The organism is Curtobacterium flaccumfaciens (assembly GCF_018598405.1).
GTDB classification, from domain to species: Bacteria; Actinomycetota; Actinomycetes; order Actinomycetales; family Microbacteriaceae; genus Curtobacterium; species Curtobacterium aurantiacum.
Window position 1 is genome coordinate 53147 of record NZ_JAHEWS010000021.1, and the last position, 16857, is coordinate 70003.

The 16857-nt window shown below is 72.1% G+C and carries 17 protein-coding genes and 1 riboswitch; of the genes, 7 read left to right on the forward strand and 10 right to left on the reverse strand.

Features of this window, described 5'->3' with window-relative positions:
• Nucleotides 1-172: 172 nt before the first annotated feature.
• The 4 genes from KK097_RS13330 to KK097_RS13345 all read left to right on the forward strand — a co-directional run bounded on the left by KK097_RS13330 (nucleotide 173) and on the right by KK097_RS13345 (nucleotide 4493).
• Nucleotides 173-940: a winged helix-turn-helix domain-containing protein gene (locus KK097_RS13330; RefSeq protein ID WP_214545141.1), complete on the forward strand. Its 768-nt coding sequence runs from the start codon at nucleotides 173-175 to the stop codon at nucleotides 938-940.
• 258 nt (nucleotides 941-1198) lie between these two features.
• Entirely contained in the window at nucleotides 1199-1711 is a 513-nt protein-coding gene (locus KK097_RS13335; protein ID WP_307858434.1) for a MarR family winged helix-turn-helix transcriptional regulator, read from the forward strand.
• Nucleotides 1708-3018, forward strand: a complete 1311-nt coding sequence (locus tag KK097_RS13340) for a cryptochrome/photolyase family protein (protein ID WP_214545142.1) — start codon at nucleotides 1708-1710, stop codon at nucleotides 3016-3018. Before KK097_RS13335 ends, KK097_RS13340 begins: the two co-directional genes overlap by 4 nt.
• Complete coding sequence (locus KK097_RS13345) at nucleotides 3015-4493, forward strand: serine hydrolase domain-containing protein (RefSeq protein ID WP_214545143.1); 1479 nt, start codon at nucleotides 3015-3017, stop codon at nucleotides 4491-4493. Before KK097_RS13340 ends, KK097_RS13345 begins: the two co-directional genes overlap by 4 nt.
• Before the next feature lie 18 nt (nucleotides 4494-4511).
• Here the strand turns inward: KK097_RS13345 and KK097_RS13350 are convergent, their stop codons facing one another.
• On the reverse strand, nucleotides 4512-5483 hold the full coding sequence (locus KK097_RS13350) for a carbohydrate kinase family protein (protein ID WP_214545144.1): 972 nt from the start codon (nucleotides 5481-5483) through the stop codon (nucleotides 4512-4514).
• A 151-nt stretch (nucleotides 5484-5634) separates the two neighbouring features.
• Between KK097_RS13350 and KK097_RS13355 the strand changes: the two genes are divergently transcribed.
• Nucleotides 5635-6216 (forward strand): TetR/AcrR family transcriptional regulator, encoded by a 582-nt coding sequence (locus tag KK097_RS13355; protein ID WP_214545145.1) that lies wholly within the window; start codon nucleotides 5635-5637, stop codon nucleotides 6214-6216.
• A 170-nt stretch (nucleotides 6217-6386) separates the two neighbouring features.
• Here KK097_RS13355 and KK097_RS13360 read toward each other — a convergent pair whose 3' ends face one another.
• The 5 genes from KK097_RS13360 to KK097_RS13380 all read right to left on the reverse strand — a co-directional run bounded on the left by KK097_RS13360 (nucleotide 6387) and on the right by KK097_RS13380 (nucleotide 12593).
• Nucleotides 6387-7001, reverse strand: coding sequence for a superoxide dismutase (locus tag KK097_RS13360; protein ID WP_214529612.1), 615 nt, complete (start codon nucleotides 6999-7001; stop codon nucleotides 6387-6389).
• A gap of 44 nt (nucleotides 7002-7045) precedes the next feature.
• The gene (locus KK097_RS13365) at nucleotides 7046-7555 is read right to left on the reverse strand and encodes a flavin reductase family protein (RefSeq protein WP_214529613.1); all 510 of its coding nucleotides are present in this window, start codon (nucleotides 7553-7555) and stop codon (nucleotides 7046-7048) included.
• A gap of 276 nt (nucleotides 7556-7831) precedes the next feature.
• Nucleotides 7832-9355 carry an MFS transporter gene (locus KK097_RS13370; protein WP_214529615.1) on the reverse strand — a complete coding sequence of 508 codons (1524 nt, stop codon included), beginning with the start codon at nucleotides 9353-9355 and terminating at the stop codon, nucleotides 7832-7834.
• A 215-nt stretch (nucleotides 9356-9570) separates the two neighbouring features.
• On the reverse strand, nucleotides 9571-10578 hold the full coding sequence (locus tag KK097_RS13375; RefSeq protein WP_214545146.1) for a LacI family DNA-binding transcriptional regulator: 1008 nt from the start codon (nucleotides 10576-10578) through the stop codon (nucleotides 9571-9573).
• Nucleotides 10557-12593: an aldo/keto reductase gene (locus KK097_RS13380; protein ID WP_214545147.1), complete on the reverse strand. Its 2037-nt coding sequence runs from the start codon at nucleotides 12591-12593 to the stop codon at nucleotides 10557-10559. The genes KK097_RS13375 and KK097_RS13380 overlap by 22 nt, the downstream gene beginning before the upstream one ends.
• A 155-nt stretch (nucleotides 12594-12748) precedes the next feature.
• Between KK097_RS13380 and KK097_RS13385 the strand changes: the two genes are divergently transcribed.
• Together KK097_RS13385 and KK097_RS13390 are read left to right on the forward strand one after the other, a co-directional pair.
• Nucleotides 12749-13297: a TetR/AcrR family transcriptional regulator gene (locus KK097_RS13385; protein ID WP_214545148.1), complete on the forward strand. Its 549-nt coding sequence runs from the start codon at nucleotides 12749-12751 to the stop codon at nucleotides 13295-13297.
• A 66-nt stretch (nucleotides 13298-13363) separates the two neighbouring features.
• A complete protein-coding gene (locus tag KK097_RS13390) occupies nucleotides 13364-13534 on the forward strand; it encodes a hypothetical protein (protein ID WP_017888559.1) in 171 nt (56 codons plus the stop codon).
• Nucleotides 13535-13628: 94 nt separating this feature from the next.
• On the opposite strand, the gene ribH is transcribed toward KK097_RS13390, so the two are convergent.
• The 4 genes from ribH to KK097_RS13410 form a co-directional block, all read right to left on the reverse strand.
• Complete coding sequence (gene ribH, locus KK097_RS13395) at nucleotides 13629-14108, reverse strand: 6,7-dimethyl-8-ribityllumazine synthase (RefSeq protein ID WP_214529624.1); 480 nt, start codon at nucleotides 14106-14108, stop codon at nucleotides 13629-13631.
• Nucleotides 14105-14794 (reverse strand): 3,4-dihydroxy-2-butanone-4-phosphate synthase, encoded by a 690-nt coding sequence (ribB, locus tag KK097_RS13400; RefSeq protein ID WP_214529626.1) that lies wholly within the window; start codon nucleotides 14792-14794, stop codon nucleotides 14105-14107. Before ribB ends, ribH begins: the two co-directional genes overlap by 4 nt.
• Nucleotides 14794-15447, reverse strand: a complete 654-nt coding sequence (locus tag KK097_RS13405) for a riboflavin synthase (protein ID WP_214545149.1) — start codon at nucleotides 15445-15447, stop codon at nucleotides 14794-14796. Before KK097_RS13405 ends, ribB begins: the two co-directional genes overlap by 1 nt.
• Before the next feature lie 94 nt (nucleotides 15448-15541).
• Nucleotides 15542-15676, reverse strand: a riboswitch (FMN riboswitch).
• A 239-nt stretch (nucleotides 15677-15915) separates the two neighbouring features.
• Nucleotides 15916-16857 (reverse strand): LAVTG motif-containing sortase-dependent surface protein (locus tag KK097_RS13410; RefSeq protein WP_500784384.1); only part of this gene is annotated, 942 nt, incomplete at its 5' end.

Here is a 16857-nt window from a genome sequence, read left to right on the forward strand (position 1 = left end):
CACCGTCGGCGACGCGCACCACGTCACGAGGTCTGTCTCCCGTTCCCCCGGGTCTGCCCCGGTCCGCCGCAGGACCGCAGGGCGCATCGGCGTACCGCCGCACCCGGGATGACGCATTCGACACCGGCCGCCGCGCCACCCGCGCACCGGCCACACCGCCCGGAGAACCACCATGTCGCTCACCATCGCCCAGCCCCGCACCGCACTCCGCACCGCCTCGGCTCCGACCGAACTCGGCACCGTCACGCCGATCCGCCCGCGTCCGGCCTCCCCGGCGGCGTCCGGGCCGGCCACCGTGCCGACGAGCCCCGTGGTGGCTCCGCAGCGGAACCGAGCGCTCCCGGAAGGCACCGAGGCCCGCGGCTTCGCCCTGTACGTCGGCATCGACGAGGCCAAGGCCGCCGCCGCAGGCACGACCCTCGCCGCCGTGGTCGAGCAGTTGAAGGCCCTCACGGAGCAGCTCGTCCCGTCGTCCGAGACGTACGCAGCGGTCGCCGTCGCCGCCGAGCACTCCGGTGGGCGCGACGTCGACGTCGTCCGCCTCGCCCTGCAGGACCGTTCCGCGGTCGCAGCCCGCAAGCAGGCCGAGAAGCCCGAGCCCGAGGAGACCGGGGTCGTCATCGACATCTCCCGGAAGCGCGTGACGCTCGACGGTGAGGCCGCACCGCTGACCTACAAGGAGTTCGAGCTCCTGCAGTTCCTGGTCCTCCGTGAGGGCCAGACCGTCGACCGTTCGGCCATCATCGAGGGCCTCTGGTCGGACGGCGAGGACGAGACCCCGAACGAGCGCACCATCGACGTGCACGTCCGCCGACTGCGCTCGAAGCTCGGCGCGTTCGAGGAGATCGTCCGGACCGTGCGCGGCGTCGGCTACCGCTTCGACCGCCACGCCGACGTCGCGGTCCGGTACGCGTCCACCCCGTCGCCCGACCTCTTCTGAACCGGAGCGACTGCTCTTGGTGAACTCGCAGCGAACCACCTCCGGAGAGGCTGGCGCCCCGTTACCGCTTCGTTATACAGTCGTTCGTGCAGACGGTGTTTGCTGTGGCACCGCCTGCGGAATGTGATTGCAGGACACTCTTGGTGCAAGGGAGAGGGCCGGTCGCCGACAGGCGGCCGGCCCTCGTGCATGTCGCCCGGCTCCTGTCGGACCCCGTCGGTAGTGTGGACGGACCGTACGACCGGAGGGAACGCGAACGTGAGCGAGACACGCCGCAGTGAGAAGGCGACCGCCGTCGCCGCCTGGGAAGCGCTCTTCCGCGCCCAGGTCGCCGTGATGCGGAGTCTCAACGCGGACTTCCCCGGCGACGAGATCTCGTTCAACGAGTACGACGTCTGCTTCAACCTGTCGACCCAGCCCGGCCGTCGCTGCCGCATGCGTGACCTCACCGGGCACCTCCTGTTGACCCAGCCGAGCGTCAGCCGTCTGGTCGACCGGCTGCTCGCCCGCGGCATCGTCGAGAAGCAGCCGGACCCCACCGACGCCCGCGGGGTGATCGTGGCGCTGACCCCGCACGGCTTCGACGTCTACCGGCAGGTCGCCGTGCAGCACGCCGCGAGCATCGCCCGCCAGGTCGGCGCGGGGCTGTCCGACCCCGAGCTCCGCACCCTGACCGAACTCTGCACCAAGCTCCGGCTCGCGGTCGGCACGGCACCGGACCGCCGCTCGGTGACCCGCCCGGTCGCCGCTCCGGACGCGGCGACGGTGTGACCGGCGCGATCGTCTGGCTCCGTGACGACCTCCGGCTGTCGGACAACCCCGCGCTCCGAGCGGCGATCGACCACGGCGGCGACGTCACCGTGGTCGTCGTGCTCGACGAGCGGTCCCCGGGCCTCCGTCCGATCGGTGCCGCGAGCCGCTGGTGGCTGCACCACTCGCTGACCGCGCTCGACACCGATCTCCGCGAGCGCGGGTCCCGACTCGTCCTCCGTCGGGGCGCTGGGGCCGAGGTCATCGATCAGCTCGTCGCCGATGCCGGAGCGGACGCCGTGTACTGGAACCGTCGGTACGGCGCCGTCGAGCGGGACATCGACGCCGGCATCAAGGCCGCCCTGCACGAACGCGGCATCGAGGCGCACAGCTTCGCCGCGAACCTGCTCTGGGAGCCGTGGACGGTGCTCACCGGACAGGGCGAACCGTACAAGGTCTTCACCCCGTTCTGGAACGCCGTGCAGGCACTGCCCGCCCCGGCCGACGTCACCGGCGACGCGCTCGACGACTGGGCACTGCTGCCGACGAAGCCCGACTGGGCGGGCGGGCTCCGCGATGCCTGGACCCCCGGTGAACACGGTGCACACGAGCAGCTCGAGCACTTCGTCGAGCACGCGCTCGAGGACTACGACCAGCGCGACGAGCCCGCGATGGCCGCCACGAGCAGCCTGTCCCCGTTCCTGCGGTGGGGCGAGATCAGCCCGTACCAGGTGTGGCACCGGTTGCACGAACGACTCGAGCCCGCGCAGCGGCAGAACGCCGCCGCGTTCCTCCGGCAGCTGGCCTGGCGCGAGTTCAACTGGAACGAGTACTTCCACTGCGACGACATCGCCACCGTCAACGTCCGGCGGAACTTCGACGCGTTCCCGTGGCGCGAGCCGTCGGACGACGAGCTCGACCGCTGGCGGCAGGGCCTGACCGGCTTCGACCTGGTCGATGCCGGCATGCGCGAGCTCTGGCACAGCGGGGCGATGCACAACCGGGTGCGGCTGGCGGCCGGGAGCTTCCTGGTGAAGAACCTGCTCGTCGACTGGCGCGTCGGGGAGCAGTGGTTCTGGGACACGCTGGTCGACGCCGACCCGGCGAACAACGCCGCCAACTGGCAGTGGGTCGCGGGCTCCGGCTTCGATGCTGCGCCCTACTTCCGGGTCTTCAACCCCGACCGGCAACTCGAGCGGTTCGACCCGCACCGGGAGTACGTCCACCGCTGGGTCCCAGCCGACGAACTCCGTCCGGAGCCGATGGTCGACCTGAAGGCCTCCCGGCTGCGGGCGCTCGACGCCTACGAGCAGATGAGGCGGTCATGACCGATCACCACCCCGCGTTCGCCACCGTCGTCGAACGGATCGACGCCGTCTTCCGTGCGCGCGTCGAGCAGGGCGTGGCCCCGAGCAGCGTGTGGGGCGTGTTCGACCGCTCCGGCCTCATCGCGTCCGGCGGGCACGGCGACCGCGGTGACGGCCTCCGACCCGACGCCGACACCGTGTACCGGATCGCGTCCTGCACCAAGAGCGTCACGGCCGCGACCCTGCTCACCCTCAGCGCGCAGGGTCTGCTCGACCTCGACGCTCCGATCACCGAGTTCGTGTCGGCCTTCGGCGCCGTCACGCTGCCGACGGCGGACTCGCCCGTCCCGACGGTGCGGATGCTGTTGACGATGTCGGCGGGCTTCCCCACCGACGACCCCTGGGCCGACCGGCAGGAGTCGATCTCCGACGCCGAGCTCGACGACGTCCTGCGCGGCGGTCTGCTGTTCGACTCACTCCCCGGCACCCGGTTCGCCTACTCGAACCTGGGGTACGCGCTGCTCGGGCGGGTCGTCGCCGTCATCGCGGGCCGACCGTTCACCGAGGTCGCCGCCGACACCGTGCTCCGTCCCCTCGGACTCACCGACACCGTGTTCAGCGCCGACGATTCCCGCGGGTTCGTCGTGACCGGCGTCCGACCGTACGAGGGCGACTGGGAACCCCTGCCGATGACCGGCCCCGGTGCCTTCTCGTCGATCGGCGGACTGTTCTCGACCGTTCGTGACCTGGCACGCTGGGCGACGCACCTCGGTTCGGCGTTCTCCGCCGCACCGGAACCCGGCCCGGTCTCCCCCGCCGATCGCCGGCTCATGCAGCAGGCGATGCGGGTCGTCCCACCGGCCGTCGTACCCGGCTCGGCCCGCGCGACGGCCTACGGCTTCGGGCTGTTCGTCGAGCAGGACGACCGATTCGGCGAACTCGTGTCGCACTCCGGCGGCTACCCGGGGTTCTCCGCCCACATGCGGTGGTCCGTGCGGGACGGCCTCGGGGTCGTCGCGTTCGAGAACGCCACGCAGGCCAAGGTCTCCGCCGCGGCCCAGCAGGCACACGACCTCGTGCTCGACGCTGCGCTCGCAACGGTCTCGGGATCGCCCGCTCCGGCGACGGACGCGACCGACGCGACCGACGCGAGCACCGGGGTGGCGGCGACCAGCCGTGCGACGCGAGCCGCCCAGGCCGCCGTGACGCGCCTCCTGGCCGACTGGCGCGACGACATCGCAGACGCGATCTGCACCCCGAACGTGGCCATGGACGTCCCCTACGACCGCCGGCGGCGCGCGGTGGCCCAGGCCGTCGCGGCGGTCGGTGCGGACCTCGCGGCAGCCCCGGTCGCCGAGCACTCGGCGACACCGTCACACCTGCGCTGGTGGCTCCCGGGGACGTGCGGGCGTCTGCGCGTGGAGATCCGGCTCGCCCCCTCCGCCGCGGGACTCGTCCAGACCCTGAACGTCGTCGCCGAGCCGTCCGAGCGCTGACCACCACCGATCGGGCGCTCAGACCGGCGGCCGACCGCCCACGAACCCGAGGGCGCGCGCGGCGACCCGGGTGCCCTCGCGCACCGCGGCCCCGACCCGTACCGGGTCCGTCGCCCAGGCACGCACGAACCCGGCGACGAAGGCATCGCCGGCCCCGATCGTGTCCACGACGGCCGCCGGTGTCGCGGGGACGCGCTGGACGCTCCGGCCCCGGCGCCCGATCAGCGCGCCGTCGGCTCCGGCTGTGACGACGACGAGGGGGACGTGCTCGGTGAGCCGACGCACGGCGGCGTCGAGATCGTCACCCCCTGCGAGTGCGAGCGCCTCCTGCTGGTCGGGGAAGAGCACGTCGACCCCGCGCAGGGCGTCGAGGAACCGGGCCGCGCCGACGGTCTCGATCACCGCCGCCGACGAGGGATCCACCGCGACGCGTGCCGGTCCGGTCCGGGCGCACGCCACGAGCTCGGCGAGCCGGTCGGCCCCACCACCGAGCATGGCGGCACCGGTGAGGTGCACGATGTCGGCGCGCGCGACGACCGAGGGCGGGACGTCGGCGGCGCTGATCTTCCCGCTCGCGGCCGGGTCCGACATCGCGGTGCGCCCGTGGTCGTTCCGGACGGAGACGACGACCCCGGTCGACGTCATCGCGTCGTAGCGCAGGTGTGCTCGGACCCCGGCGTCCTCGAGGGCGCGCTCGTGCCGGTAGACGTCGTCCACCCCGACCCTGGAGACGACGTCGACCTCGGCTCCGAGCCATCCGAGCCACGTGGCCGTGTTGCCACCGGCTCCGGTCGGCCGGTGCCGGATCTCCGCGGCGGGGTCGTGCACACCGATCCGGTGCGCCGTGGTGTGCACGAGCACACCGTCCAGGACGTCGCCGACGACCAGGAAGCGTTTTCCGGCTCCACGACGGCGGCCCGCGACCACCCGTCCGGCGCGGGTCCCCTCGGGCCGAGACGGCGGCAGTGCGCCCTCGTACGGCATGGACATCCGGAACAGTGTACTCGGAGCCGAGTTTTACTCCGTTTTTATGGGTGAAGACGGAGGTTGCACGCCGACTCTCCCCGACGTGGTGGCGCTGATATACCGGCTGCTAGTATGTAGCCGGTCGCGCGACCACCGCCACGACGACGGAGATGTGATGCCCAGGAAGCCCGACCCCACCCGCAAGCCGGCGATCCTCGAGAAGGTCGTCGACCACTTCGGTGACACCAAGATCGAAGACGTCACCGTCAGGGGACTCGGCCGCGTCCTCGGGACGAGCGCGTACCCGGTCGTGTACCACTTCGGCTCGCGCGACGCCCTGATCGACGCGGTCGTCGAACACCTCGCGACCGCGTCTCCACCGGCACCCCTCGACCCGGCGGCCGACGCGGACGCCCTGGCCGACCACCTGGTCGCGACCTTCGGCGGGCTCGACGACCCGCACCGGGCGCTGGCGGCGCGGCTCACCTTCGAACTCGGATCGGTCGAGTCCCTCGACGGACGCGACCGTCAGCACCGTACGCACCGCTCCCACATCGCGGCGATCGGGGCCTGGTGCCGGGAACACGGCGCCGACCCCCTGCACGCGGAGCGCGCCGCCCAGCGCGCGGTGATGGCGGCACGCGGCGCGCAGTGGAGTGCGATCGTCGACCGCGCACACACCGACGCCGATGCAGCCCTCCGCCGCATCGCGCACGACCTCGCCACGACGACCGCTCGCGCGGACCGCGTGCGCTGAGGGCGCGCGGTGAGCGCGTGCGGTGAGCGCGCGCGGTGAGCGCGCGCGGTGAGGGCTGGCGCAGGTGACGGACCGTACGGTCGCCAGGACCACGAACGGGAGGCACGGTGCCAGCTGGCACCGTGCCTCCCGTTCGTCAGGTGGTCACCGTGGTGACCCGCCGACGCGGATCAGAGCGTGACGAACCGCTGCGATTTCGCGTTCTCGAAGCGTGCGGCGACGTTCTCCCAGTCGACGATGTTCCAGACGGCCTTGACGTAGTCCGCCTTGACGTTCAGGTAGTCGAGGTAGAAGGCGTGCTCCCACATGTCGAGCATGAAGATCGGGACGAGACCGAACGGGATGTTGCCCTGCTGGTCGAAGAGCTGGAACGTGGTGAGCTTCTGGCCCACGGTGTCCCAGGCCAGCACGGACCAGCCGGAGCCCTGGATGCCGTTGGCGACGGCGGCGAACTGCGCCTGGAACTTCTCGAACGAACCGAAGAACTCGTCGATCGCCGCGGCGAGCTCGCCCTCGGGGACCTTCGTGTCCGGGCCGAGGTTGGTCCAGAAGATCGAGTGGTTCACGTGGCCACCGAGGTGGAACGCGAGGTCCTTCTCGAGCTTGTTGACGTTCGCCAGGTTGCCCGACTCACGAGCCTCGGCGAGCTGCTCGAGCGCGGTGTTCGCACCCGTCACGTAGGTCTGGTGGTGCTTGTCGTGGTGCAGCTGCATGATCTTGCCGCTGATGTGCGGCTCGAGTGCGGCGTAGTCGTACGGCAGCTCCGGCAGGGTGTACTCAGCCATGTGAGGTCCTTTCGATCAGTGGGTTGTGGACGCAGCTCCGCGGCTCACGAGAGCCGGGAACGATCGGTGAGGGAGTGGAATTCCCGGTTGTGGTAGACGAGCGGTTCACCACGGTCGGCGCCGACGATGATGTCGAGCACCTCGGCGACGACGACGGTCGAGCTGCCGATGGGCGTCGTCGACAGCGGTCGGCAGCGCAGCGCACTCGCCGCGCTCGGCAGGTAGCGGTCGCCGGACGGCAGGGTGCCCCAGATCGGGTCGTCGGCGGCGGGGCTGCCCGTCGAGGCGAAGCGCTTGGCGAGTCCGACCCCGAGGGAGTCGACCAGGTGCACGACGAACAGTGGGGCGCCGAGCACGACCCCGGCTGAGCCGGAGTTCGTGGAGAGCGAGAAGACGAGGACGGGTGGGTCGACGGCGACGCTCGCGACGCTCGAGGCGGTGAGGCCGGTCGGACCGTCGGGGCCTTCGGCCGTGATGACGGCGACGCCGGCCGGGTGCCCGCGGAAGGCGGACTTGTACGCGTCGGCGATGGTCGCCGGTGCTTCGTCGGGCATGGTGATTGTGGTCGTTCCTTCGGGAGAGGCTGCCGTCACTCGGCGGCTGTCACCCAACGTATGACCTGAACCCTGGTTGAGGTCAACGATTCACAGGTTCGGGCGCTGCCGGGCGCGCCGTAGGGGCACTTCGTGAGCAGGAATGGTCGGGTCACCGTGCGCGACCCGACCATTCCTGCTCACGAAGCTCAGCGAAGCGAGCGACGCGAAGTGCGCGCGGCGAAGTGCGCGACGCGAAGTGCCCGCGGCGAAGTGCCCGCGGCGCGGCGCGTCCGCTCAGCGGCGCTTGAGCATGACGAGCGCGCCGACGGCCGCCACCACCATGAGCACCGCCGCGACACCGGCCGTGATCGTCACGCCGGAGTCGAACGCTGCCCGTGCGGACTCGAGCAGGGCTTGCCCCGCACCGCCGCCGAGCTGCCCCGCCGCGGCGACCGCGCCGCCGAGGGTCTCCTGCGCCGCGACGTGCGCCGACGAGGACAGCCCGTCGGGCACCACGACGTGGGCCCGGTAGGTCGTCGCCAGGATCGTGCCGAGGACCGCCGTGCCGAGGACGGCGCCGATCTCGTACGCCGTCTCGGACATCGCCGACGCCGCACCGGCCTTGTCGGCGGGTGCCGTCGAGATGATGAGGTCGTTCGTCACCGTCTCGGACGCCCCGATGCCGATGCCGAGCAGCACGAACGCGAAGGCCAGCGCGGCGATGGAGGCGTGGTGTCCGAGGACCGCGACGAGGGCGTACGCCGCCGCCGAGAACAGCAGCGCCACCGAGACGACCCAGCGCGGTGCGACCCGGGCGACGACCGGCACGACCGCGAGCCCGGCGACGATGGTCAGCACCGACCCGGGGATGAGCACGACCCCGGACGCGAACGGGTCGAGCCCGGCCACGAGCTGCAGGTGCTGGGCGATGAAGAACAGGAACCCGGTGAGCGAGAACATCGCCGCCAGGTTCATCAGCACGCTGCCCGTGAAGGCCGTGCTGCGGAACAGCCGCAGGTCGAGCATCGGCGTACGGGACCGCAGCTGTCGGCGGACGAACGCGATGCCGCACACGACACCGACCGCGAGCATGGCGATCGCGAGGCCGCGCTCCTCGGGGTGCACGACCGACTTGATGGCCCACGCGATCGGGGCGAGCGCGCCGAGGGACAGGAACATGCTCGGCAGGTCGACCGGCCCGGGCATCGGGTCGCGCGACTCGGGCACGCAGAACGGCACGCCGACGAGCATGAGCACCAGGATCGGCACGGCGACCAGGAACACGCTGCCCCAGTGGAAGTGCGCGAGCAGCGCGCCGCCGACGAGCGGCCCGAGCGCGTTGCCGGCCGCGAACATCGTCGACCAGACGGCGAGTGCCATCCGCCGCTCCCCCGCGTCGACGAACACGTTGCGGATGATCGACAGCGTGGCGGGCATGAGCATCGCCCCGAAGACGCCCATCGCGATCCGGGCCGCGACGAGCATCCAGGCGTCGGTCGCGAAGGCCGCGGCCACCGAGAACAGGGCGAAGCCGGTGGCACCGATCACCAGGATCCGGCGGCGTCCGATGCGGTCACCGATGCTGCCCATCACGACGAGCAGGCCGGCGAGGACGAGCGGGTACGCGTCCACGATCCAGAGCTGCGTGGTGGCATCGGGGTTGAGCGCGCGGCTGATCGAGGGCAGGGCGAAGCTCAGGATGGTGTTGTCGACCGAGATGAGCAGCACCGGCAGCATGAGCACGGCGAGCGCCAGGAACCGTCGGGCGCGGCTCCCGGTGACGCGGGTGGCGACGGGGCTGGTGAGCAGTGCGGACACGGCGGACTCCTGGGACTTCGAGCCGGACCAGGTCGACGGCGGGTGGTACGTGGGGCAGACGAGACGGGACGCGGGATGGACACGCGCCCCGTCAGGACTCCGTTAGTGTACCGTCCGGACGGTTTTGGTTGCAAGTGCAACAGATGGACAGATGGGAGGCCCGTGGCGGTCCCGCCACGGGCCTTCCAGACCGCCCACTGGTCGCGTCTTCGGACCTACGCCGATTCGCGGAGCAGCAACCGGTGTCGCACCGTGCGCTCGACGGCCGCGCCGGAGCGCGGCAGCTCCCCCGCGAGCATGCCGAGCGCGAGGTCGAGGGCCTGACCGGCGACCTCGTCGAGGTCGACCGCCAGGGTGGTGAGCGTCGGCGCGACGAGTGTCCCCAGCGGCAGCCCGTCGACGCCGACCACGCGGACGTCACCGGGGACGTCGACGCCGGCACGACGGCAGGCGGACAGCACGCCGAGGGCCAGCACGTCGTTGAAGGCCAGGACCGCGTCCACCCGCCGGTGCTCGGCGAGGATCCGCTCGGTGCACTCGGCGCCGGCCTCGGCGGTGGGTGCCGCCGCGACGACGAGGTCGGGCAGGTACCCACGTCGTCGGAGTGCCGCGACCATCCGCTCCCCGCGCTGGCTCGGCACACCGTCGGCGGCAGCGTCGAGCACGACGGGGTGCTTCACGCCGGCGTCGACGAGGTGGTCCGCGAGGTCCTCGATGGCCGCCGTCGGGTCGATCCGGACCGCGGCGCGGGTCACCGGCCCCGACGGGTCGAGCTCGACGACCGGGACCGAGCCGAGCCGTTCGATCCACTCCGGCGCCCGCGACCCGAGGTAGCCGATGACGACGTCGGTCTGGGCACCGAGGGACTCCACCATGCGGTCCGAGTCGCTCGCGAGCCCGACGTCGGCGAGCATGACGTTCCACCCGCGGGCGGCGGCCAGGCCGAGGACCGAGGACGCGAGCGCCGGCGCGTAGGGGTTCCGCAGGTCGTTGACGACGAGGCCGAGCTGGTGGTCGCCACCCGTGACGAGACCACGGCCGAAGCGCGACGGACGGTAGTCGAGTGCCGCCGCGGTGGCGAGCACCCGCTCCTTGGTCGCCGCGCTGATGCCGGACATGCCGTTCATCGCGCGGGTGACGGTCTGCCGGGACACCCCGGCGGCCGCGGCGACGTCGATGATCGTCGCGCGGCCGCCCGGGTTCAGGCGCGGAGGTCCAGCCATGCCACCTGTTCCGGGGTGAGGTCGACGGAGAGGCCCGTCATGGACGAGCGGGCCTCCGCGATCGTACGGGGTCCGAAGAGCGGGAAGGTCGGGAACGGCTGGTTGAGCACGTAGGCCAGCGCGATCGCCGTCGCGGGGACGCCGAACTGCTCGCCGAGCTCCCGTGCACGACGCAGCCGCTCGAAGTTGTCGTCCGAGTAGTAGCAGCGGACGAGCTCGGCGTCGCTGGTGTCCTCCGGGGCCGCGCGACCGGTGAAGAACCCACGTGCCTGCGACGACCACGGCAGCAGCGGGACCTGGCGTTCCTCGAGCCAGGCCTTCGACGCGGCGTCGGTCGCGTGCTCGCAGCCGTCCCACGGCACGTCGTACGCCTCGGCGAGGCCGAAGTGGTTGCTGAGGACCTCGAACCCGTGCTTGCCGTTCGCCCGGGCGTACTCGTTCGCCTCGTCGAAGCGAGCGGGGGTCCAGTTCGAGCCGCCGTAGACGCGGATGCGGCCGGCGCGGCGGTGCTCGTCGAGCACGTCGACGAACTCCCCCACGGGCACGTCGGGGTTGTCGCGGTGCATCATGTAGATGTCCGCGTAGTCGGTGCCCTGGCGCTCCAGGCTCTCCAGCAGCTGCCGGGTGAGCGACTCCGGGTCGCAGTACGGCGTGTGGGCACCCTTCGTGATGACCACGACGTCCTCGCGGAGCCCCCGGTTCTGGATCCACTGGCCGAGCCGCCCCTCGAGCACACCGCCGCCGTAGATGTACCCGGTGTCGAACACGTTGCCGCCCTGCTCGACGAACAGGTCGAAGATCGCGCTGGCGTGTGCCAGGTCGGGTTGGTTGTCGACGCCCATCACCAGGCGGGACATCCGCTTGCCGACGCCCGGCACCTCGCCGTACCGCATGGGGTTGCCGTCCTGCACGGCGAGCGGTCGGCCGGACACCGTCGGGATGTCCGCGGTCTCGGCCTCGAACGGGTAGCGCAGGCCGATCGCTGCACGCCACCTGTCGAGCGTGCGCGCGGTGGCGAGCGTCTCGTCGATGGTCATCTGCGGTGCCTCGACCGCGCCGGCACGCAGGGCGTCGGTCGTGGCGTCGGCTTCGCGGGCGTAGGGGTGCCCGCCCGCGAAGGACAGCGTGCGCGGCGGCTCGTCGACGGTGCGGATCTCGATGGTGGGGTCGTCACCGAGGGTCCACGGGTCGGTGAGCACGATGCGACCACGTGTGCCGTAGACCGACACGGCGTTGTCGTCCTGCACGAAGACGCCGGTGCGGACGGACGCCGTGATCCCTCCCCGGTAGGTGAGCTGGGCGACCGTCCACTCGTCGACACCGGTCGGCCCGAGGGTGCCCGTGGCGGTGAGGTCCACCGGCTCGGCGACGGCGACCCCGGTGGCGGCCTGCACGATCGCGGCGGCCATGGTCACGGGGTACCCGCCGACGTCGAGGATCCCGCCGCCCGCGGTCTCGACGTCGAACAGTCGACCGGTGCGCTCGCCCGTCCGGAACGCGAAGGAAGCGTCGACGTGGGTGACGTCACCGATCACGCCGTCACGGACCAGGTCGAGCAGCGCCGCGGTCTGCGGGTGGAAGCGGTACATGAACGCCTCGACGAGGGGCAGACCGGCCTGCCGGGCGGCGTCGGCCAGCGCCATAGCGGTGCCGTGGTTCACCGCGAGGGGCTTCTCGCAGAGGACGGCCTTGCCGGCCTCGAGGGCTGCGAGCACGAGCCGGGCGTGCCCGGTGTGCACGGTGGAGACGTAGACGGCGTCGACGCGCGGGTCGGCGAGGACCTCGTCGTAGGTGCCCGCGGTGACGCCGGTGAACCCGAACCCGGTGGCCTCGTCGGCGAAGGCCTTCGCCCGCTCGGTCGACGAGCTGCCCGCCGCCACCAGGACGCCGCCGCTGGCGGGCAGCTGCGAGAGGAACCGTCGGGCGATGCCGCCGGGGCCGAGGACGGCCCATCCCGGTCGGTCGGTGGCGGTGGAGGTCGGGGTGGTGGCGGTGTTCGCCGTCTGCGCTGACATGCGGATCCTTGTCGTCTCGTGAACCTTCACGTTCGGGTCGACGCTAGTCCGAAGCGGAGAGATCGGCAACGGGTGGGTCGGGATTCGTGAGCGTTCACGATCCGCGTGGGTGACCGGGCGTCCGAGCCAGCGGGAACTGCTCCTAGACTCTCGGCATGGCCAGTGCCCGCGACCGTGTCCTCGACAGCTTCGTCGCCATCGTGTGCGAGGAGGGCGAACGTCCCGCCACGCTCGACGCCGTCGCCGCCCGCGCCGGTGTCTCGAAGGGCGGGCTGCTCTACCACTTCGGTTCGAAGGCGGCGCTGGTCGAGGGGCTCTGCGAGCGACTCTCCGACCTGTCCGCGATCGACGTCGAGCGCATGCAGGAGGCCGAGGACGGCGCCGCGCGCTACTTCGTCCGCAACTGCCTGTTCGTCGGCAGCGAGCTCGACCTCGCCCTGCTCGCCGCGAGCCGTCTGCAGCAGGCCGGGTACGAGGAGGCCGGCCGCACCCTCGACGACACCGAGAACGCCTGGCTCGCGACGCTCGTCGACGCCCTCGGCGACGAGCCCACCGCGCAGGCCGTCAAGCTCCTCGGCGACGGGCTGTACCACCAGGCCTCCCTCGGGGCCGCGAGCGACGTGCGGCCCAAGCGTGGCAGCGTCGACATGGAGACACTGCTCGCCGTCGTCGACCGCCTGATCGCCACCCGACCCGGCGCGTGAACCGGCACACGCCCCGCTGGGGATAGACTGGGGAACGATCCACTCGTCGACACCCGGAGGTATCCCGTGGGCCGCGTCATCGCCGCTGTTTTCTCGATCCTGCTGCTGCTGGTGTCGATGTACCTGTTCGGGTTCGCCTTCCAGGTCGAGTCCGGCCAGGCCTTCGTCTTCATGGCCGGCGTGCTCCTGATGAGCCTCTCCTTCTTCCTGCCGATCCACGTGTTCGGCAAGCGCTAGCCAGCAGCCGCCAGCCAGCAGGCACAGCCGCTGGCCAGCAAGCGCAGAACGGCCCCGCACCTCGTCGAGAGGAGCGGGGCCGTTCCGCGTCGCGCTACGCGAGGACGCGCAGGGACCGCAGCGTGACGGCGGTGCTGATCGCGGCGTGGGCGGCCTCGGCGCCCTTGTCCTCCTTGGAGCCCGGGAGCCCCGCGCGGTCGAGCCCCTGCTGCTCGTCGTCCAGCGTCAGCACACCGAACCCGACGGGCTTGCCGGTCTCGATCGCGACGCGCGTGAGCCCGCTCGTCGCAGCGTCGGAGACGTACTCGAAGTGCGGGGTACCGCCGCGGATGATGACGCCGAGTGCGACCGCGGCGTGGAACCCGGCCTCGAGTGCGGTCTTGGCGACCACGGGCAGCTCGAAGCTGCCGGGGACGGGGATGACGTCGGCCGTGGCACCGAGTCGCTCGACCTCGCGCTGCGCCCCGGCCAGCAGGCCCGCGGCGATCGTGTCGTGCCACTGTCCGGCGATGATCGCCACCCGGATCCCGGTGCCGTCGACCTGGTCGCGGTCCGCCGCGCCTGCTCCGCTCATCGTGTCGTTCCTTCCGTGGGCGCGGCAGTCGCTGCCGCCGCCCGGTCTGCCGCGTCCAGCCACTCGGCGAGCGCGGCGATGGTGATGACGGGCACGCCCTCGCGCGCCCCGAGTTCGACGAGCGCCGGCAAGCGCATCATGCTGCCGTCCTCGTCGACGATCTCGCAGATCGCCGCAGCGGGCCGGAGCCCGGCCGCGGTGACGAGCTCGATCGCTGCTTCGGTGTGTCCGGCACGTTCGCGGACGCCGCCCGGACGGGCCCGCAGGGGCACCACGTGTCCGGGTCGGTGCAGGTCGTCGCGCACCGAGGCCGGGTCGGCGAGGACCCGCAGGGTCCGGGCACGGTCGTGCGCGCTGATCCCCGTGGTCACGCCGACGGCCGCGTCGACCGTGACGGTGTACGCGGTGCCCCGGACGTCCTCGTTGTGCGCCACCATCGGTGGGAGGTCGAGGGCGTCCGCGATCTCGGTGCTGACCGGGGCGCAGATGAAACCGGACGAGTGCGCGACCGTCCAGGCGATCCACTCCGGCGACGCGAGCTCGGCGGACAGGATGACGTCGCCCTCGTTCTCGCGGTCCTCGTCGTCCACGACGATCACCGGGCGGCCGGCCGCGATCGACGCGATCGCCGTCTCGATGCTCGACGACCCGAGTGCCTGCGGGAGTGCGCCGACCTCGGCGACCATCACCGGGCCTCCGATCCGACGGTCTCCAGCGACTGCGCCGCGGCGTCGAGCCGCAGCATGCGACGGACGTGCCGCGCCAGGACGTCGGTCTCGACGTTGACCCGGTCGCCCGGCACGCGGAGGCCGAGCGTCGTCGCCTCGAGCGTCTCGGGGATCAGGCTGACCTCGAACCAGGCGGCATCGGGCGCGGTGTCCTCCGGTGCGACGGCGCTGACGGTGAGCGAGACGCCGTCGAGCGCGATCGAGCCCTTGTCGACCACGAGCGGGCTGAGCGCCGGCGACAGCGAGAACCGCACACGTCGCCAGCCGTCGCCGTCGGACGTCTCGAGCACCGTGGCCGTGCCGTCGATGTGGCCCTGCACGATGTGCCCGCCCAGGCGGTCGCCGACCGAGGCGGCTCGCTCGAGGTTCAGCCGGTCCCCCACGCGGAGCGCACCGTGGGCGCTCATGTCGAGGGTCTGCTTCATGACGAAGGCGGTGAAGGTCTCGGGGGTCTGCTCGACGACGGTCAGGCAGACACCGCTCGTCGCGATCGAGTCGCCGTGACGGGCGTCCTGCACGACGACGGGGCCGTGCACGGTGAGCGCGACGGAGTCGCCCTGCTGCTCGACGGCGGTGACGGTGCCGAGTTCCTCGATGATGCCGGTGAACACTGGTGTCCTCTCAACGGGACTCCGGGGGCGATCGACGATCGTCGGCATCGACGGACGGGCCGCACCCCACGGGTCGTGGGGTCGTCCTGTCCGCCCAGCGCGCCTCCCATCCGGACTTTCACCGTCGGTCCCGGAATCCCACCGGGTCAACCTCTGTCGGGTTCGCACCCGTCATCAGTTCGTGGACTGTCACCACCGGCTCGGAATTACACCGACCCCGGAGCGCTTGCGTAGTCGGAACGATACCCCAGGCCGCTGACGGCCGCGCCACGTCCGGTCGGCGGTCGTAACCGAGCGACGCACCGCCGGCGCATACGGGCATGAGGTGCGCCGGTGTTCCGACAGAGCACCCGTCGATCGACCGGTGTCCTGTCGAACCATGCACGCGCACCCGATGCGTGAGCATCTCCCGACCGGCGGTCACGACGACGAGGGGCGCCACCGTGGTGACGCCCCTCGTCCCCCTGCTCAGTGCCGGCGACGGAGCACGAGCGTGCCCGCTCCGGCGAGGAGCAGCAGGAGCGCGAACCCGGCCGGCAGGACCGGCGAGCCGGCTCCCGTGTAGGCGAGCTCCGGCTGGCCGTCACCGGCTGCGGCAGTGTCCGCGACGGTCCCGGCGGTCGCCGCGACCCCCCTGGTGACAGCGGTCGTGGTGGTCACCACACCCGCCGTGGAGGCCCGGGTCGGCCCGACGACGTCGGCCGAGCCCACCGGGATGGTCACCACGCCCGGCGCAGTGCCGGTGCTGGTGCCCGTTCCGTCGGCCGGGACCGTTCCCGGCTCGGTGCCCGGGTCGGTACCGGGGTCCGTGCCCGTGTCGGTACCCGGGTCGGCACCGGGGTCCGTGCCCGGGTCGGTACCGGGGTCCGTGCCCGGGTCGGTACCGGGGTCCGTGCCCGGGTCGGTACCGGTGCCGGTGCCGGGGGTGGTGCTGCCGGGCGTGGTGCCGGTGCCGTCGCCGACGATGCCGACCCCGTTGCCTCCGATGGTGATCGGCAGGGCGATCACCGGGGTGACCTGGGTGCCGGAGCCGAGGCCGCCGTCGCCGGAGGTCGAGCCGCCGGTCGTCGGGGTCGTGCTGCCCGGGGTGGTGCCGACCGGGGCCGTCGAACCGGTGCTCGTGCCGTCACCGAGGACACCGATGCCGTTGCCACCGATCGTCACGGGGATCGAGACCACCGGGGACACCTGCGTCCCCGAGGCCGTGCCGTCCGAACCCGAGGTCGAACCACCGGCAGTCGGAGCGGTACCGGTACCCGTGCCCGCGACGGGCGCCGTGCCCGTCGCAGTCCCCGTCCCGAGCAGCCCGATGCCGTTGTCCGCCACCGTGACCGGGATCGAGACCACCGGGGACACCTGCGTCCCCGAGGCCGTGCCGTCCGAACCCGAGGTCGAACCACCGGCAGTCGG

Coding starts and splice junctions, on each gene's coding strand:
- KK097_RS13330 (WP_214545141.1), top strand. CDS start 173: ATGTCGCTCACCATCGCCCAGCCCCGCACCGCACTCCGCACCGCCTCG.
- KK097_RS13345 (WP_214545143.1), top strand. CDS start 3,015: ATGACCGATCACCACCCCGCGTTCGCCACCGTCGTCGAACGGATCGAC.
- KK097_RS13350 (WP_214545144.1), bottom strand. CDS start 5,483: ATGTCCATGCCGTACGAGGGCGCACTGCCGCCGTCTCGGCCCGAGGGG.
- KK097_RS13355 (WP_214545145.1), top strand. CDS start 5,635: ATGCCCAGGAAGCCCGACCCCACCCGCAAGCCGGCGATCCTCGAGAAG.
- KK097_RS13360 (WP_214529612.1), bottom strand. CDS start 7,001: ATGGCTGAGTACACCCTGCCGGAGCTGCCGTACGACTACGCCGCACTC.
- KK097_RS13365 (WP_214529613.1), bottom strand. CDS start 7,555: ATGCCCGACGAAGCACCGGCGACCATCGCCGACGCGTACAAGTCCGCC.
- KK097_RS13375 (WP_214545146.1), bottom strand. CDS start 10,578: ATGGCTGGACCTCCGCGCCTGAACCCGGGCGGCCGCGCGACGATCATC.
- KK097_RS13380 (WP_214545147.1), bottom strand. CDS start 12,593: ATGTCAGCGCAGACGGCGAACACCGCCACCACCCCGACCTCCACCGCC.
- KK097_RS13385 (WP_214545148.1), top strand. CDS start 12,749: ATGGCCAGTGCCCGCGACCGTGTCCTCGACAGCTTCGTCGCCATCGTG.
- ribH (WP_214529624.1), bottom strand. CDS start 14,108: ATGAGCGGAGCAGGCGCGGCGGACCGCGACCAGGTCGACGGCACCGGG.
- ribB (WP_214529626.1), bottom strand. CDS start 14,794: ATGGTCGCCGAGGTCGGCGCACTCCCGCAGGCACTCGGGTCGTCGAGC.